The sequence below is a fragment of the Bradyrhizobium guangdongense genome, from assembly GCF_004114975.1.
Taxonomy (GTDB): domain Bacteria; phylum Pseudomonadota; class Alphaproteobacteria; order Rhizobiales; family Xanthobacteraceae; genus Bradyrhizobium; species Bradyrhizobium guangdongense.
Map to the genome: position 1 here is coordinate 858,969 of NZ_CP030051.1, position 15,635 is coordinate 874,603.

Below are 15,635 nucleotides of genomic sequence, written 5' to 3' on the forward strand. Positions count from 1 at the left end.
CGCTTGCGGGAGAGGTCGGCGCAAAGCGCCGGGTGAGGGTTCTCTCCTCTGGGCGAGTCTTTTGTTGTCGAGACACCCTCTCCCCAACCTTTCCCTGCAAGCGGGGGAGGGAGCGCAGCGTCATCGCGCCTCCCGTTCAACGTTCCCCGCTAAAATTATCCTCCCCACATCCTCAAAATGCGTATCGCGTGCCTGGATCTGCTGGGTGATCGCATGCATGTCGCGAAACCGCCGCTCGAACGGATTGCTCCGGAAGACGGCGGTCGCGCCGGCCATATGGTAGGCCGTGTCGACGACCTTGGCCGATTGCTGGATGGTCCAGGTCGCGGCGAGCCTGACAGCGCTGCGATGCGCCGGGCTGAACATGCCTGTGGCCGAGAGGTCGCGCCACATCGCATGCGCGGTCGCATAGAGGTAGGCGCGCGCGGCGCGCAGGTCGCCCTCGGTCCGGCCGATCAGGCCCTGCACCGCCCCGTTGTCGCGCATCGCACTGGCCGCCAATGACTGGTGCTTGGCGCGCGCCAATGCGATCGCCGCATCCAGCGTCGCGCGCGCGATGCCCAGCGAGACCGCGGCAAAGCCGAGGCTGAAGGTCGAGCCGGTGGGCAGGCGATAGAGCGGGCCGCTCTCGCGCAAGGCCTCGGGCACGTCGCGGAACACGGCAAAGCGCTCGGGGATGAAGAGGTCTCTCACCTCGTAGGAATCGGTGCCGGTGCCGGCAAGGCCGATCGCCTGCCAGACGTCGTGCAGCACGGCGCTTGCGAGCGGGAACATGATCGTGCGCAGCTCCGGAGACCCATCCGCATTCTTCCTCGGCCCACCATCAGCGTCGACGATGCGGACATGTGCGCCGAGCCAGCTCGCCTGCCGCGCGCCCGAGGCGAAGTCCCAGCGCCCCGTGACGCGGTAGCCACCCTCGACCGCGCGCGCCTCATGCGCGACCGCGCCCCAGGCGAGGATGCCGGGCGCGGTGTTGAAGATCTCGCGTGCGGTATCGTGGTCGAGCGCGGCCGCGATCATCGCGCAGACGCTGCATTGGCCGAGACACCAGGCCGTCGACGCATCGACCTTTGCGATCTCCTCCAGCATCTGCATGAAGATTTCCGGCGGCGCTTCCGATCCGTCAAGGCTGCGCGGCAGCAGCGCGCGGTAGAGCCCGTTTTCGATCAGTGCGCCCACGACAACAGGCGTCAGCCGCCGCGTCCGCTCGATCTCGTCGGCCTCGCGTGCAACCAGCGGCGCGACGGCCTGCGCCCGCGCGACGAGATCAATTCCGGCGATTCCGTCCATGTTTCCTCGCCCATTCTGCCGTGAGCGGTAGAGTGAGGCGATGGTGGTCTATTTCACAAACCCAATCAAGCGTCCGCGAACGGTCCTGCGCGGGCGCATCGAGCGCGCGTTCCATGATGATGGTGCGCCATAGTCCATGTCGGCAGCGTCGTCGGCAAGCGCGGCCCGGATCGTGCAGTCCATCCGTCGCTCCTGATCAGCTTGTCGCGCCATCGGGATCAATGCTACCTTTGATAGCATATCTCCGTCCGAGGGGCGCGTCGTGAAGAAGTCAGCCCGCAATGCGACGGGGCCAGCCGAGCTGCAGCTCGCGGATGCGTCGATGAGCGATATCATCGAGGCCCTCGCCAGCGGGCGCGTCACCGCGACCGCGCTGACATCGGGCTATCTGGCGCGCATCGCGGCCTATGACCGCGGCGGGCCGATGCTGAACTCCGTCCGCGCGCTCAATCCGGATGCGCTCGCGATCGCTGGCAAGCTCGACGGCACGAAGCCATCGGCCGGTCGCCCGCTGGCGGGCGTGCCCATTCTGGTGAAGGACAACATCGCGACGTCGGACAAGCAGCCGACCACGGCCGGCTCGCTGGCGCTGGAAGGCGCGCGTGCGAGGCGCGAGGCCACCGTCATCAAGCTGCTGCGCAAGGCTGGCGCGGTGATCCTCGGCAAGGCGAACTTGACCGAGTTCGCCAACATCCTCGCGATCGAGATGCCCTCGGGGTACTCGTCGCTGGGCGGTCAGGTGAAGAATCCTTTCGTGCCTGATCTGGTCGACGATCGCGGCATCCCGATCGTGGACCCAGGCGGATCGAGTTCGGGTTCGGCCGTGGCCGTAGCAGCCGGCCTGTGTGCGGCCTCGATCGGCACGGAGACCTCGGGCTCACTGCTGCATCCGGCCAGCCGGAATGGCCTCGTCACCGTAAAGCCGACGGTCGGGCTGATCAGCCGTGCCGGCATCGTGCCGATCGCGCACAGTCAGGACACCGCGGGGCCGATGACGCGGAGCGTCCGCGACGCCGCGCTGCTGCTCAACGTGCTGGCTGCGAAGGATCCGCGCGACCCCGCGACGGAGCGGCAGCACCGGCCGGCCGATTACACGGCCGATCTTGCACGCGATGCAATGAAAGGGGTGCGCATCGGCGTGCCGAGCGATCCCGCCGATCGGCTGAACGACTGCTACTACGGGAAGCTGTCACCCGACGGGGCCAGGCTGATGGCCCGCGTCATCGAGGTGCTGGAGCATCTGGGCGCCGTCATCGTGCGCGCCAACATGCCGACGCGTGGTTGGCTTGCCGGGCCGGGCACCGGCATGGCGGTACTCAACCGCAATCCGCTGAGCAAGAACAAGGGCAACCCGACCGGCGCGCCGATCGTGTTTCTCTACGAGCTGAAATACGGTCTCAATCTTTATCTCAAGGATTGGGCTACCCACACCGATGTCAAGACGATGACCGACATCATCGCCTTCAATGCGGCGAATGCGAAAGATGCATTACGTTTCGGCCAGGATCTGTTTCTCGCCGCCGACCTCACCAAAGGGAACCTAAGTGAGCGCGAATACAAATCCGCACGCGCTATGGATTTGCTCGCGGCCAGAACGCGCGGCATGGACGCCTACATGAATCGGCACAAGCTGGATGCCGTCCTGTTCCCCGGCGCGATGGGCGCAGCGATTGCAGCCAAAGCAGGCTATCCCAGTGTCATGGTGCCGTGTGGCCTCGTCTCCGGGGTCGATGGCAAGGACACGCCGGACTATCCGCTCGGCGTCACCTTCGCAGGGAGAGCCTGGAGCGAGCACAAGCTGCTGCGTCTGGCTTACGCCTATGAGCAGGCCTCGAACATGCGCAAGGCTCCGCCCGGCCTGCCGGCGCTGGAGGCTCTTTAAGGCGTTGAATCAAGCTGCGGGCTGCTCTGCCCCAGCCGGGGCTCCGTGCCCGCCAGCAGACGGCCGATATTGGCGCGGTGGCGCATGATCACGTAGAGGCCGCCTGCGATCACCAGCAGCCGATACGGCAGCGGGTGCGCCAAGCCGAAGACGAGAACGATGGCCGTCACCGCCGCGAGCATCGAGCTGAGCGAGACGATGCGGGTGATCGCCAGCACGAGGCCGAAGACAGCGGCCGTCCCCAGCCCCACCGGCCATGACATCGCCAGCACCACGCCGAGCCCGGTCGCCGCCGATTTGCCGCCCGCAAAATTCAGCCAGATCGAGCGTCCATGGCCGAGCAGCGCGGCAATGCCGGCGAGGCACACCATCCATGGCACCGAGACTTGCAATTCGGCCGCTGTCGGCGGCGTCGGCGATAGCTGGCTCGCGAGCCAGGGACAAAACCAGCGGGCGACGAGGACGGCAGCCGCGCCCTTCAGCACATCGATGACCAGCACCGCCAACGCAGGCCATTTGCCGAGCGTCCGTAACACATTCGTCGCCCCGGTCGACATGGAGCCGTGCTCGCGGATGTCGATTCCTTGAAGCAGTTTTCCTGCCAGATAGCCCGTCGGGATCGAGCCAAGGAGATAGGCGATCATCAATCCGACTGCGCCCGCGGTCCAGAAGGCCATGGTTTCGATTCCAGTATCCGGTCAGCCGTATTCTTATCGCCAACCTTGCCTGACCGCCATGGGCAGGATCTTGGAGCCATCTTCGCGCCTGGCAGCACGCGACGCCATCGGGTGTTCGCCTGCCTATAATCAAGGCGTTGATCGAGGCGGCGGGGGATTCGTCAGGCCCTCGCAGACGCTTATGCAAATCATGCATAATCATATTTTGACCCGACATTGGATTTTCGTCACCCGGGCCGGCACCTTCGGAGCAATCAATCCGCTTTGGGAGGGCGAACATGTCCGTTCGTGAGCAAGCAGAACGTCCGTCCGATCCGAGGCTGTCGCGGCGGCGCCTGATGGCGATGGCGGTGACCACCACGGGCGCGATCGGTTCGGTCATGCTGGATTTGCCTGCGCTCGCCGAGGAGAAGATGGCCATGCCTACCGACCGGATCGAAAAACTTTTGCCGGGCTTTCGTCACAGCCGCATCGAGACATCAGGCGCGGAGATCAACACCTTCGTGAAAGGCGAGGGCGCGCCGCTCCTGCTGCTGCACGGCCATCCGCAAACACTGGTATGCTGGCACAAAGTTGCGCCGAAGCTTGCCGAGCGGTTCACGGTCGTACTGACCGACCTCAGGGGCTACGGCGATTCCTCCAAGCCCGACGGCGGCAAGGACAGCATCGCCTATTCCAAGCGCGAGATGGCGCGCGACCAGGTCGAGGTGATGCGTTCGCTCGGCTTCGAGCGTTTTTATGCAGCCGGTCACGACCGCGGCGGGCGCGTCCTGCACCGCTTGCTGCTGGATCATCCCAACGCCGTGACCAGGGCCGCACTGCTGGATATCGCGCCGACCGCGACGATGTATGCAAAGGCGAACAAGGATTTCGCGATGCGCTACATGTGGTGGTTCTTCCTGAGCCAGCCGGCGCCACTGCCGGAAACGCTGATCGGCAACAATCTCGACTTCTATCTCCAGGCGCACATCAACAAGCAGAACAAGACGCCGGGCGCGATTGATCCGCTTGCGTTCGAGGAATACCGCCGTTGCTATACGCGCGAGACGCTGCACGCCGTCTGCGAGGATTACCGGGCTGCCGCCGGCATCGACCTGGTCCACGACGCGGCCGATTCGGACAAGCGGATCGGTTGCCCCTTGCTCCTGCTCTGGGGTGAGAAGGGCGTCGTCGGATCAAGCTACGACGTGCGTGCGACGTGGCGTGAAAAGGCAGTGGATGTGCGCGGCGAGAGCCTGCCTTGCGGACATTATCTGCCCGAAGAGGCGCCGGAGCTCGTGATCGACAGGCTCAGCGGCTTCTTCACGTGATCGCGGAGCGCGAGCGGGTCGGTCTGATCACGTCAAGCGGCTCCTCGCGCGGCCATGACCTCACTGGGGCTCCGCCTAAGACACGTTGACGGCACCTTCGAAAAAAATGCGCATTGACGGCCCGACCATGTCGGCGCCGACCGGTCTCGATCGTCCTTGGGTGGACACGTCGCAGATGTGCCGGATGGGAACCCGGCACGCGCGGCGTGATGTCGTCACCACGAGCCGTTAGTATCGAACTGGAGCAATACCCATGAGGATCACCGTCGAAACCAGCGTCGCAGCCCCGATCGACCAGGTCTGGCGCGCCTATACGACGCCTGCCGACATCGTGAAGTGGAACGCGGCGTCGGACGACTGGCACACGACCAAAGCGACGGTCGATCTGCGCGAAGGCGGCGTCTTCTCCTCGCGCATGGAGGCCAAGGACGGCAGCATGGGGTTCGACTTCGCCGGCACCTACACCACGATCGTCGAGCACAAGCTGATCGAATATGCGTTCGGAGATCGCAAGGCCGAAGTCGAGTTCATGCCCGCGGCTAAAGGCATCACCGTCCGCGTCGTCTTCGATGCTGAATCGACTTACTCGGTCGAGCAGCAGCAAGGCGGCTGGCAGGCGATCCTCGACAATTTTGCGCGATACGTGGAAGCGAAGCAGAAGGCGTCGTAAGTCGGCCCGACGACAGGGCGCCTGAGTTACTGGGCTTCGGCGACCTTCGCTCCGGATGACAGCATCTGCGCGTTCGCCGCCGAGGGCCGGTTCGGCGGCGATGCCGGGTCCGGCGATCGCGAAGCGGTGTCGGACGGCCGGCGGGCAGCGGTCGTGGGAAGCACGATCACCTTCGCTCCGACCTTCACCCGCTCGTAAAGGTCCGTCACGTCCTCATTGGTGAGCCGGATACAGCCGGAGGACACCCGCTTTCCGATCGTATCGGGCTTGTTGGTGCCGTGAATTCTGTATTCGGTCTCGCCCAGATACATCGCGCGGGCACCGAGCGGATTGGTCGGACCGCCTGCCATGAACCGGGGCAGATAGGGCTGACGCACCAGCATCTCCGCAGGCGGACGCCAATCGGGCCATTCCGTCTTGCGGGCCACGGTCTGCTCACCGGACCATGTGAAACCTTCGCGACCGACACCGATGCCGTAGCGCATCGCCTGTGTGTCGTTCAGGACGAGATAGAGAAACGTGTTCTTGGTGTCGATGATCACCGTGCCCGGCGCCTGGTGACTGGTATAGTCCACCACCTGCCGAACAAATGCGCCGGGACCCTCAACGGCCTTTGGCGGTTCGACCATGGGCGCCGGCGCCGGACTTGGAGCCGGAACTGGCACTGATGCATGAACGGGAAGTGCCACGTAAACCGGAGACGAGGACGCCATCGCCTGGTGCGCGGCAGGTTTCTGCATCGGCTGAACGGTGGCGGGGCGGGACAGCAAACCATATCCCAACGCGGCGACGGCCACGGCGCCAATGCCAACTCTCGCGGCCATCGGCAGCGCGAACGTCTCCGTCTTCCCGCGTTTGGCCCGCTTACCCATGTGTTTCCCCGGATCGCTTCGACAGGCAAGAGCTACCCAGCAAAATTTAAGAAACTTCGAAGCGATGTTCGCGCGAGCTGGAACCGTTAAACGTCGTTAACGCCGATTCCTGTCGGACCCACGGCAGTTTGGGTGACGGTCAGCACCCTCGGCAGATGCCGCTGATCTTGCGGTCCACATTGGCATCCTCCTGATCGAGGAGATCGCGCGGTCCCATTGTCGTTGAGGGGATGTCGGCCGCGTGAGGCTGGCGGTGGCCAACCGGGGCCGTCCAGGGTTTTGTGGTCGTTTCCTTTCCGGCGACCGCCGGGCGGAAGGATTGCGCCGCCGCGGCGCCGATCGTCGATGCGAGCGTGAGCGCAACCAGGAGCTTCGAAATGATCATCGCGGCCTCCAAATGCCGTTCCGCGCATGATGCGCGGTTCCGACATTCAGATTGGCGCGGAAGACCTGTTATTCCGCTCATGGCGGAGGCGTGATGCCGCCGTGATCAGGCCGTCCGCAGCGTCGCCTTGTCAGGCCGGTGCCTTGCGGCCGATCAGACCGAACACGATCATGACGAGGCTGATGCCGCCGACGCCGCCGGACACCTCTCCGACCGCGCGCATCAAGGCGACAGGGTCATTGGACCACGCCGTCATGTCGCGCATCGAGAGGAAGAACAGCACGGCCAGCACCAGCAGCACCGTGCCCACCGCAATCAATCGCCAGTTTCGTTGCCGCATGCGAGATGCTCCCCGTGTCGCCCCCGGGACGGGCGAGGGCGTTCACTGTGCAGAGATAGTGTCGTCGAGATCGCTTCGGGTTCGATGGAGGTCATGCCTAACGCCTCACTCTGGTTCTCCGAACCATCGCCGAGCGGCCCGGGACGCGTCCTCAATGTCCGGCGTCCCCTCGCCGACCCAGCTCACGATGCCGTCGGGCCGCACGAGCAGGGCGGTCAAGCCCAGCCGATCCCCGGCATCGCGCGCGACATGGTTGATCCGCCCGCGCCAGCGGCGCGCAAGGATATCGAGCGACGGGCGGGCTTCGAAGTTGAGCAACAGCCCTTGTCCTGTCCTGAGCAGAGCGGCGGGTCGCGTTCCATCATCGAGGGCGAAGTCGGGCACGCTGCGGCCGACCAATGGATGGGAATCGCCGAGATCGTAGCGCAGCAAGACGCCCCAGACGCGCTCGGCGAAATAGGTGGCGCCGTCGCGCGTATCGATGAGATCGCGGATGATCGCTTCGAGAGCACGCGAACTCCTGCTCGGACGCATGAGTGCGACCTGGGCGCGCGACCAGTCGAGGATCCGTGCTCCCACCGGCTGCCGCTCGTCCGCATAACTGTCGAGCAGCCCGGCCGGTGCGTCGCCGCGAATGGTTGCGGCGAGCTTCCAGCCGAGGTTCATCGCATCGCCAAGGCCGAGGTTGAGGCCCTGGCCTCCCAGCGGCGAATGGATGTGCGCGGCATCGCCCGCCAGCAGCACGCGGCCCTTGCGATAGCTGCTCGCCTGACAGGCGCGGTCGGTCCAGGTGGTGGCGAGCGCAAGCCTCGTTACCTTCACATCGATGCCCGAGATTTTGCGCAGGACCGCCTCGATCCGCTCGCGGTTCGGCTCGGTGCGGTGGGCGGCACCGCCGTCGAAATCGACCATCGCGATCGTGCCGGGCGCTGCATAGGTGTACATGCCCGACGCGGTGTAGTGCCGGCCCGGCGTGAGCGCGGCCGGATCGGCCAGCTCGACCTCTGCGGAATAGCCGGTGAATTCCGGATCGGTGCCGGCAAAACCGATGCCGGCAGCCTTTCGCACCAGGCTGCGTCCGCCGTCGCAGCCGACCAGCCAGCGGCCCCGTGCCGTTGCACCGGTCGTTTCCACGGTGACGCCGTCGTCCGATTGCGTGAAGGACTCGACGCCGCAGCTGCGCCGGATCGCAACGCCCAGCTCTGCGGCGCGGATGGCGAAGACCGCCTCGATGCTGGCCATGTCGGCCGCCAGGCTGCCGATCGGGCCGGGCAGGCGATAGCGCCAATGCGAGCTGTCGATCCGATCGTGGAAGAACTGGATGCCGGCGAAATGGCCGCCCGGGCGGCGCTGCCGCTGCATCCAATGCGCGGCCGCCGGCGTGTCACCGCCGGCTGCGCGGTGCGTGAGATCGTCGAGCAGGTCGCGGCGATCCAGGCTCTCGATGCTCGGCACGGAAAGTCCACGCAGCCCGAACGGCAGGCTTTTGAGCGGCGAATGCGGGTCTTGCGCCTTTTCCAGCACCAGCACCGAACAGCCTGCCCGTCTGAGCTCGCAGGCCAGGAACAGGCCGACGGGGCCCGCGCCGGCAATGATGACGTCATAAAGGAATGTGTCGGGATGCTGCATGATTTGCTCCGTTGTCGACTGTCGATGTTCGACCGGAGCGTTTCCCGAACCTGAGAACCTCACGGACGAACCATGGATCGCCTCTGCGGCGACCGTTGTTCGTCGTGGGGATCTCCGGCGCGAGGCCAAAGACCAGAGCTTTCGTTACCGAAAGGACTTGGGCTTACCAGACCAAGTCTGCCTTTTCCGACAGGGCCATTTAACGTTGGAGCGTGGCTGCGTCAACCGGCGCGCATGGCGAGCCTCGACGGCTTCCGCTACGATCCCGTCGCACCATTTGCCGGAGACGCTGGGATGCAAACGATCGGCCTGATCGGCGGTATGAGCTGGGAGAGCACCGCGCTCTACTACAAGCTCATCAACGAACGCGTTCGGGATCGCATGGGCAAGCTGCATTCGGCCCCGCTGCTGATGTATTCCTACGATTTCCAGGAGATCAAGGAGATGCAATATGCCGGCCGCTGGGCCGAGGCGGGGGCGAGTCTTGCCGAGGTGGCGCAGCGGCTCGAGCGCGCCGGCGCGCGCGCGATCGTGCTGTGCACCAACACGATGCACAAGCTTGCCCCTGACATCCAGGCTAAGCTGACCATTCCCTTCATCGACATCGGCGACGCAACGGCCGAGCGTATCAGGGCGAGGGGCTACCGGCGGGTCGGGCTGCTCGGCACCATCTTCACGATGGAGCAGAATTTCTACACGGACCGCCTGCGCGCGCACGATCTCGATGTCCTCGTTCCCACGGCCGAGGAGCGGGCCGACGTGAACCGCATCATCTACGACGAGCTGTGCCTCGGCGTCGTCGCCGCGCCCTCGCGCCGCCGCTATCAGGAGGTGATGGCCGCGCTGGTCGGGCGCGGCGCAGACTGCATCATCCTCGGCTGCACCGAGATCACCATGCTGGTGGGGGCTGCGGACACGACGGTCGAGACGTTCGACACCACTGCCATTCACGCGGAGACAGCGGCCGATTTTGCGATGAGGTAACCGCCGGGTCACCGGGTGCGCTTGGCGCCGTGGGCGGATCCGGAATCCGCGATCGTCCGCACGACGAATGCGATGCGCTCGTCACGCGCCGCGGGCCTGATGCGGCCGGAACGTTCGAGCTCGGTGAGCCCGTGAAGCGCGGCCCAGAAGCTTTCGGTCACCACGGCGACGTCGCTGCAAAACGGGGTTACGACCGCCGCAAGCGCCTCGAAGGCCGCCTGCAGCTCCGGCCGGCTTCCGGCTTCGGCGAAGCGCAACTCGGTCGGCAGCACGAACATGGCCTGGTAGAGCGCAGGGCGGCTGAGCCCGAAGGCGAGATAGGCGGTGGCGACGTGCTTGAGGGCATTCCGCCCCGTCGATCCGCTTGCTGCCCGCCGAAGCGCGGCCGCGATCTCCCTGAAGCCCTCGAGGGCGACCGCTGCAACGATCGCATCCCTGCTCTTGAAATGCGAATACAGCACCGGCTGGCTGTATTCGATTTCGTCGGCGAGACGCCGGATCGTCACCGCGTCCCATCCCTCGCGCTCCGCGATCAGGCGTGCCGTCGTCACGATGCGCTGCTCGCGCTCGGCCCGCTCCCTGCCCTTCCGTTCCGCGATGCCCAAACCTTCGGCCCTCCCGGCGCCCATACTGGACGACGCTTGACGATCTAGCAATGCTAGATTATATGTCTAGCGAGGCTAGATAATACATCGGCGATAGGATGGGAAATCATCATGCATGTGTTCGCGCTCGGAATTGGCTCGGTCTTGGCCCTCGCGATCATCGCGATCGGTACTCTCTATGTTGCGCGCCCGTTGACGGCGACGCAGAGCTTCGGCTTGCCGCTTCCCGGGGAAGCGGACAACATCGCGGGGTGGCTGCGTCTCAAGGGGGTGCGCGACATCGCCTCCGGCTTGACCGTGCTGGCGCTGATGATGTGGGGTACGCCCTCGGCGGTCGGCATCGTGCTCTTGGTCGAAGCGGTCATCCCCCTCGGCGACATGCTGGTCATTCTTGCCGCGAAAGGCTCGATCAAGAGCGCGTTGGGCATGCACGGTCTCACGGCGGTGATCATGATCTTGACGGCGGCGGCACTGATCGTCGGCGTAGCCTGAGCGGCATCGACACTAACCCATGACATAGCGGCGGAGCCGAATCACCGGCATGCTCCTGTCCATGCTGATGTCGACCCCGCCGAGCACAAGAGTCAGGCCGCCTCCCTCCTGCGACGATTGCAGGATGCCGGCGATCTTCAGAGCCGAGATTGCTGATCCGCGATCCGCGCGGGCCGTGCGCGTCCACCAATGCGGCAACTGCGCCAAGGTCATCTGGGAGGAGTGAGGGGAAGGCTTGCTCGCCGCGTGAACTCAGCACTCGAACGAGATCCATGGTCTCAAATTCCACGCTGTTTCAACCGGCTCACGTAGGGAACGCCTTTGATCCAAAGCCGCAGCGCCTCCCAATGGATCGCGGCGATCACCTTGATGGTAAGAAAGGGCAGACCGAAGAATGCCGCCAGGAGACGGGGGCCGGTCAGCCGGCGCCGCCGTCCGAAAAAGGCGGCCGCAAACATGACACCCTGTTCGTTGCTCTGCAGGATCCTGACCCGCACATGGCGCGCCGGCGGGGAGATGCTGAAGCGGTAATGCATCTCCATCTCCATGAAAGGCGAGACGTAGAACTGCTTCGCCTGGTTCTGACGTATCGCCCGTTCACCCGGTGCCTCTTGCACCGGCAGGACGTAGGAATGCATCTCTCCGAAGGTGTTGCGCACCTCGTAGATCAACAACGCGAGCTCGCCGGGCGCGCGATAGCAAAAGTAGATCGAGAGCGGGTTGAACACGTAGCCCAGCACCCGCGGATAGCACAGAAGCAGAACCCGGCCTCCGGACAGGTCGATGCCGCGCTCGGCTGCCAGCTGCCGCACGTAGTGGCTCAGCTTCGCGCCTTTGCGGTCGCCGTGATCGCGCTCGTGGAAGCTGAAGATCGCGACGCGATTGACGGCGAACAAGCGCGACTGCCGATCCGCCTCGTCCAGTCGGTCCAAATCGATGAGAAGGTTCATCACCTCGTAGCTGAACCTATGCTGCACCGGCCGCCAGCGCGCGTGCATCACCTTTCCCCTGTAGAGCACGACCGGAGCGGGTGGATCTCTGTCTCTGGGCGGTCTCGACCCGAACATCGACGTTACTCGGCTGCTTGCGCCAGCACTGACATGGACTGGCGCCAGGGCGGCTCGCAGCCCATGGCCTCTGCTATCCGGATCCCGGACCGCAGACCGTCTTCGTGGAAGCCGTAGCCCGTCCACGCTCCACAGAACCACGTTCGACGACGGCCTTGAATCGCAGGCAGCCGTCGTTGGGCTACGAATGCAGCCATATCGTAGAGCGGGTGAGCGAAGCTGAATTTTGCAAAAGTCAGGTCGGCGGCCGGCTCGCGCGGCGGGTTGAGGCTGACGAACAGCGGCTTGCGATCGTCGATGCCCTGCAGCCGGTTCATCCAATAGGTCACGGCGACGTCGTTCTCGACTGGTGTTTGCCGCGGCCATTGCAGGAAGTTCCAGGATGCCCATGCCTGGCGGCGCTTTGGCATCAGACTTGGATCGCGATGCAGATAGACGGCGTTGGGGCTGTAGCGGATTGCGCCGAGAATGGACTTCTCCGCCGCGTTCGCGTCGGTGAGCGCCGCCAGGGCCTGGTCGCTGTGGCAGGCCATCACGACCGCATCGTAGCTTTCCACGCCGCCATGACTGTCGCGGATCGTCACGCCATGCTCCGTTCGGGTGACTGAAGTGACGGCACAGCCTAGCCGGATCACGTCCTTGAACATAGCGGTAAGCTTGTCGACATAGCGCCGGCTGCCACCCTCGACGGTGAGCCAGCGCGGGCGGCCCAGGTGCAGGAGCCTGTGATTGTCGAAGAAGGTGACGAAGTTCTCCGCGGGAAACGACAGAATATCCGCCGGCGTGGACGACCAGATGGCGGCCCCCATCGGTCCGAGATATCTGGAGAACAGGTGCGCGCCAAACGATTCCTTTTGCAGATATTCGCCGAGCGTCATCTTCTCGAGCCGGCCGGCGCGCAAGTCGGCGACGCTCTGCCTGTTGAATCGCACGACTTCGGCCAGCATGCGAAAGTGTGACGGCGAGGTGAGGTTGCTCGGTTGGGCGAACAGACCGCGTGCGGTTTGCAAGATGCCTTCGCCGCCCCCGCGCCATTCGAAGCGGCCGTGATCGGCGGACATCGCAAAGCTCATGCACGTCTCGACGGTCTTCACCCCCAGATGCGTGAAAAGGGATGTCAGCTCGGGGTAATTCAACTCGTTAAACACGATGAAGCCGACGTCGACGTCGATGGCTTCGCCATCATGGTCGATCCGAACGGTATGACTATGCCCGCCGGGTCGCAGCTCGCGTTCGTACACCGTCACAGCGTAGCGCTTCGACAGGAGCCAGGCAGCCGCATTGCCCGCAATCCCCGTCCCGATCACTGCCAAGCGCATCTTTCAACTGCCCCCATTGCAATATTGTCGGCCCAAAGCCGTAAGGAAACGTCCCGGCGTCAAAGCCGTCTGGCGCGGCCCGGGCGTCATCGATCGGCATTCCGTCTGCAGGCCGTGAATGGAACGCTGGCGGAGGCGGCTTGGATCACCGTGCCCCTCGGGCTGGCTTGGAGCCGACGATGAAACCGGTGCATAGGTTAGACGTATCAACGGAAAACAGCGCCGGTGAAGGATGCTTGTCCCGTACTTTCAGACCGTGGCCGGCATTGCTCTGGCTCTTTCCGCGTTGATGGCGCTGGCCTGGATCGTCCAACAGCGCACGGGCAATTCCGGCTGGGTGGACGCCATCTGGTCCTATTCGGTCGGCTTGGTCGGCGCCGTTGTCGCCCTATGGCCTCTCGACGATGGGTCGTCGGCTCGCCGGGTTCTCGTGGCAGGGCTGGTACTGTGCTGGTCGGCAAGACTGGGGACGCACATTGCGCGTCGTTCCGCCGCAGGTCTCGATGATCCGCGTTATGCCAACTACGCGCGCGAATGGGGCTCCGCAGCGCCACGCCGGATGTTCTTTTTCCTGCAATCCCAGGCGCTGGCTTCGGTCCCGCTGCCGTTTTCCATTTTTCTCGCCGCGCACGCTCCGGGCCCCGGCCTGGGACTGCAGGACTATGCCGGAGCGCTCATCATGCTGGCAGCGGTCATCGGCGAAGCCATCGCCGACGAGCAATTGCGTCGCTTCAAGCGCTCGCATCCCGAAGGCGGTCTGATTTGCGATACCGGGGTCTGGCGCTGGTCACGCCATCCGAACTATTTCTTCGAGTGGCTGGGATGGCTGGCCTACCCTGTCATTGCGCTGTCGCCTCAATACCCCTGGGGGTGGGCCAGCATCGCCGCGCCAGCCATCATGTACTGGATCCTCGTGAAGGTGACCGGCATCCCGCCGCTCGAGAAACAGATGCTGCGATCGCGAGGCGAGCGCTATCGCGCGTACCAGGCCAGAACCAACGCGTTCTTCCCGTGGCCGCCCAGACAGCCGCTGCAGTGATCGGCGCTCCGAGGCCAGGCGATATGCTGGCGAGCGGCAAGAGCGAATGCGCCGGGTAGGGTGATCCGTTTCGACCTGCGGGCCGTTAAACCCTCGTCAGGCTGGCGACTGAGAGCGCGGAAGGGAACGCCGTATGAATTTGGTCTTCACGTATCTCACGATCGCGATCACCTTCGTCGGTCTCGACATGATCTGGCTCAGGACCATGGTCGAAAGGCTCTATCGGCCGGTGCTCGGCGACATGTTGCGGTCCGAACCCAATCTGGCCGCTGCCGCGGTGTTCTATATGGCCTATCCCGCCGGGCTGATCTGGTTCGCGGTGCTGCCCGCGCAGCAGGACGGTGGCGCGCTGCGCGCGTTCGCTTCCGGTGCGCTGCTGGGCTGCTTCACCTACGCGACCTACGATCTGACCAATCAAGCAACGCTGCGAAGCTGGTCGACCGGCTTGTCGGTGGCGGACATCTGCTGGGGATCGGTTCTCGCCGGCGTCAGCGCCTGGACTGGCTTTCTCGTCGTTCAAAGGATGACGTCCTGATCATGAGCGCCACAGCCAAGCCGCCGATGGAGCAAGGCCGCAAAAGCGGGAATTGGTATCACCGCGCCGCGTTTCTCTGTCTCGTTCCCGCCGCGGGGCTTCTGATCGGTGTGCTCAACCGGCCCGGGGCCTGGTATGCCGCACTGACCAAACCGCCCTTCAATCCGCCGGATGCCGTCTTCGCCCCGGTTTGGACCATCCTGTTCCTGCTCATTGCCGTCGCGGGATATCGCACTTTCGAGGCAGGGCCGCGCGGCGCCGCCATGAAGATATGGATCGTTCAGATGATCCTGAACTTCGCCTGGTCGCCGATCTTCTTTTCGCTTCATCGCATGGACATCGCACTCGGCGTGATCATTGCGATGTTCGTCGCCATCGTCGCATTCGTCCGGCGGCAGTGGAGCGCAGACCGGCTGGCGGCGTTGCTTTTCCTGCCCTATGCCGGCTGGGTCGCGTTCGCGATGCTGCTGAATCTCTCGCTTCTTCTGCTCAACTAGATGAATCGCGCCATTTGCGAGAAAGCTGGCGTTGGAGGTGCC

The 15,635-nt window shown here is 64.6% G+C and carries 17 protein-coding genes; 8 read left to right on the top strand and 9 right to left on the bottom strand.

The annotated features are described in order from the left end of the window. Positions 1-120: 120 nt before the first annotated feature. Positions 121-1,290: an acyl-CoA dehydrogenase family protein gene (locus X265_RS04065; RefSeq protein ID WP_128963740.1), complete on the bottom strand. Its 1,170-nt coding sequence runs from the start codon at positions 1,288-1,290 to the stop codon at positions 121-123. A 322-nt stretch (positions 1,291-1,612) separates the two neighbouring features. Here X265_RS04065 and X265_RS04070 point away from each other — a divergent pair, with 322 nt between their 5' ends. Next, positions 1,613-3,172, top strand: a complete 1,560-nt coding sequence (locus X265_RS04070; RefSeq protein ID WP_128969130.1) for an amidase family protein — start codon at positions 1,613-1,615, stop codon at positions 3,170-3,172. On the opposite strand, the gene plsY is transcribed toward X265_RS04070, so the two are convergent. Next, positions 3,169-3,849, bottom strand: a complete 681-nt coding sequence (plsY, locus tag X265_RS04075; RefSeq protein WP_128963741.1) for a glycerol-3-phosphate 1-O-acyltransferase PlsY — start codon at positions 3,847-3,849, stop codon at positions 3,169-3,171. The genes X265_RS04070 and plsY overlap by 4 nt on opposite strands. Positions 3,850-4,127: 278 nt before the next feature. On the opposite strand from plsY, the gene X265_RS04080 reads away from it, so the two are divergent. Both X265_RS04080 and X265_RS04085 read left to right on the top strand, forming a co-directional pair. Continuing rightward, a complete protein-coding gene (locus X265_RS04080) occupies positions 4,128-5,159 on the top strand; it encodes an alpha/beta fold hydrolase (protein ID WP_308421717.1) in 1,032 nt (343 codons plus the stop codon). Between the two features lie 253 nt (positions 5,160-5,412). Next, on the top strand, positions 5,413-5,829 hold the full coding sequence (locus X265_RS04085; RefSeq protein ID WP_128963742.1) for an SRPBCC family protein: 417 nt from the start codon (positions 5,413-5,415) through the stop codon (positions 5,827-5,829). Between the two features lie 26 nt (positions 5,830-5,855). On the opposite strand, the gene X265_RS04090 is transcribed toward X265_RS04085, so the two are convergent. From X265_RS04090 to X265_RS04105, 4 genes are all read right to left on the bottom strand, one after another. Beyond that, the gene (locus X265_RS04090) at positions 5,856-6,701 is read right to left on the bottom strand and encodes a L,D-transpeptidase (RefSeq protein WP_128963743.1); all 846 of its coding nucleotides are present in this window, start codon (positions 6,699-6,701) and stop codon (positions 5,856-5,858) included. A gap of 139 nt (positions 6,702-6,840) precedes the next feature. Continuing rightward, positions 6,841-7,098 (bottom strand): hypothetical protein, encoded by a 258-nt coding sequence (locus X265_RS04095; RefSeq protein ID WP_244659440.1) that lies wholly within the window; start codon positions 7,096-7,098, stop codon positions 6,841-6,843. Between the two features lie 118 nt (positions 7,099-7,216). Next, positions 7,217-7,426: a hypothetical protein gene (locus X265_RS04100; RefSeq protein ID WP_128963744.1), complete on the bottom strand. Its 210-nt coding sequence runs from the start codon at positions 7,424-7,426 to the stop codon at positions 7,217-7,219. A 105-nt stretch (positions 7,427-7,531) separates the two neighbouring features. Next, complete coding sequence (locus X265_RS04105) at positions 7,532-9,055, bottom strand: FAD-dependent monooxygenase (RefSeq protein WP_128963745.1); 1,524 nt, start codon at positions 9,053-9,055, stop codon at positions 7,532-7,534. 294 nt (positions 9,056-9,349) lie between these two features. Here X265_RS04105 and X265_RS04110 point away from each other — a divergent pair, with 294 nt between their 5' ends. Further along, positions 9,350-10,039 (top strand): aspartate/glutamate racemase family protein, encoded by a 690-nt coding sequence (locus tag X265_RS04110; protein WP_128963746.1) that lies wholly within the window; start codon positions 9,350-9,352, stop codon positions 10,037-10,039. An 8-nt stretch (positions 10,040-10,047) separates the two neighbouring features. On the opposite strand, the gene X265_RS04115 is transcribed toward X265_RS04110, so the two are convergent. Continuing rightward, entirely contained in the window at positions 10,048-10,644 is a 597-nt protein-coding gene (locus tag X265_RS04115) for a TetR/AcrR family transcriptional regulator (RefSeq protein WP_128963747.1), read from the bottom strand. Positions 10,645-10,755: 111 nt separating this feature from the next. Between X265_RS04115 and X265_RS04120 the strand changes: the two genes are divergently transcribed. Further along, positions 10,756-11,136 carry a DUF4267 domain-containing protein gene (locus X265_RS04120; RefSeq protein ID WP_128963748.1) on the top strand — a complete coding sequence of 127 codons (381 nt, stop codon included), beginning with the start codon at positions 10,756-10,758 and terminating at the stop codon, positions 11,134-11,136. 278 nt (positions 11,137-11,414) lie between these two features. Here the strand turns inward: X265_RS04120 and X265_RS04125 are convergent, their stop codons facing one another. Beyond that, a complete protein-coding gene (locus X265_RS04125; protein WP_244659441.1) occupies positions 11,415-12,134 on the bottom strand; it encodes a DUF1365 domain-containing protein in 720 nt (239 codons plus the stop codon). Positions 12,135-12,208: 74 nt separating this feature from the next. After that, positions 12,209-13,522, bottom strand: a complete 1,314-nt coding sequence (locus tag X265_RS04130) for an NAD(P)/FAD-dependent oxidoreductase (RefSeq protein ID WP_128963750.1) — start codon at positions 13,520-13,522, stop codon at positions 12,209-12,211. Between the two features lie 232 nt (positions 13,523-13,754). Here X265_RS04130 and X265_RS04135 point away from each other — a divergent pair, with 232 nt between their 5' ends. The 3 genes from X265_RS04135 (at position 13,755) to X265_RS04145 (ending at position 15,593) form a co-directional block, all read left to right on the top strand. Beyond that, positions 13,755-14,561, top strand: a complete 807-nt coding sequence (locus X265_RS04135) for a DUF1295 domain-containing protein (protein ID WP_128963751.1) — start codon at positions 13,755-13,757, stop codon at positions 14,559-14,561. 133 nt (positions 14,562-14,694) lie between these two features. After that, a complete protein-coding gene (locus X265_RS04140; protein ID WP_128963752.1) occupies positions 14,695-15,096 on the top strand; it encodes a DUF2177 family protein in 402 nt (133 codons plus the stop codon). A 2-nt stretch (positions 15,097-15,098) separates the two neighbouring features. Beyond that, positions 15,099-15,593 (top strand): TspO/MBR family protein, encoded by a 495-nt coding sequence (locus tag X265_RS04145; RefSeq protein ID WP_128963753.1) that lies wholly within the window; start codon positions 15,099-15,101, stop codon positions 15,591-15,593. Positions 15,594-15,635 lie beyond the last annotated feature (42 nt).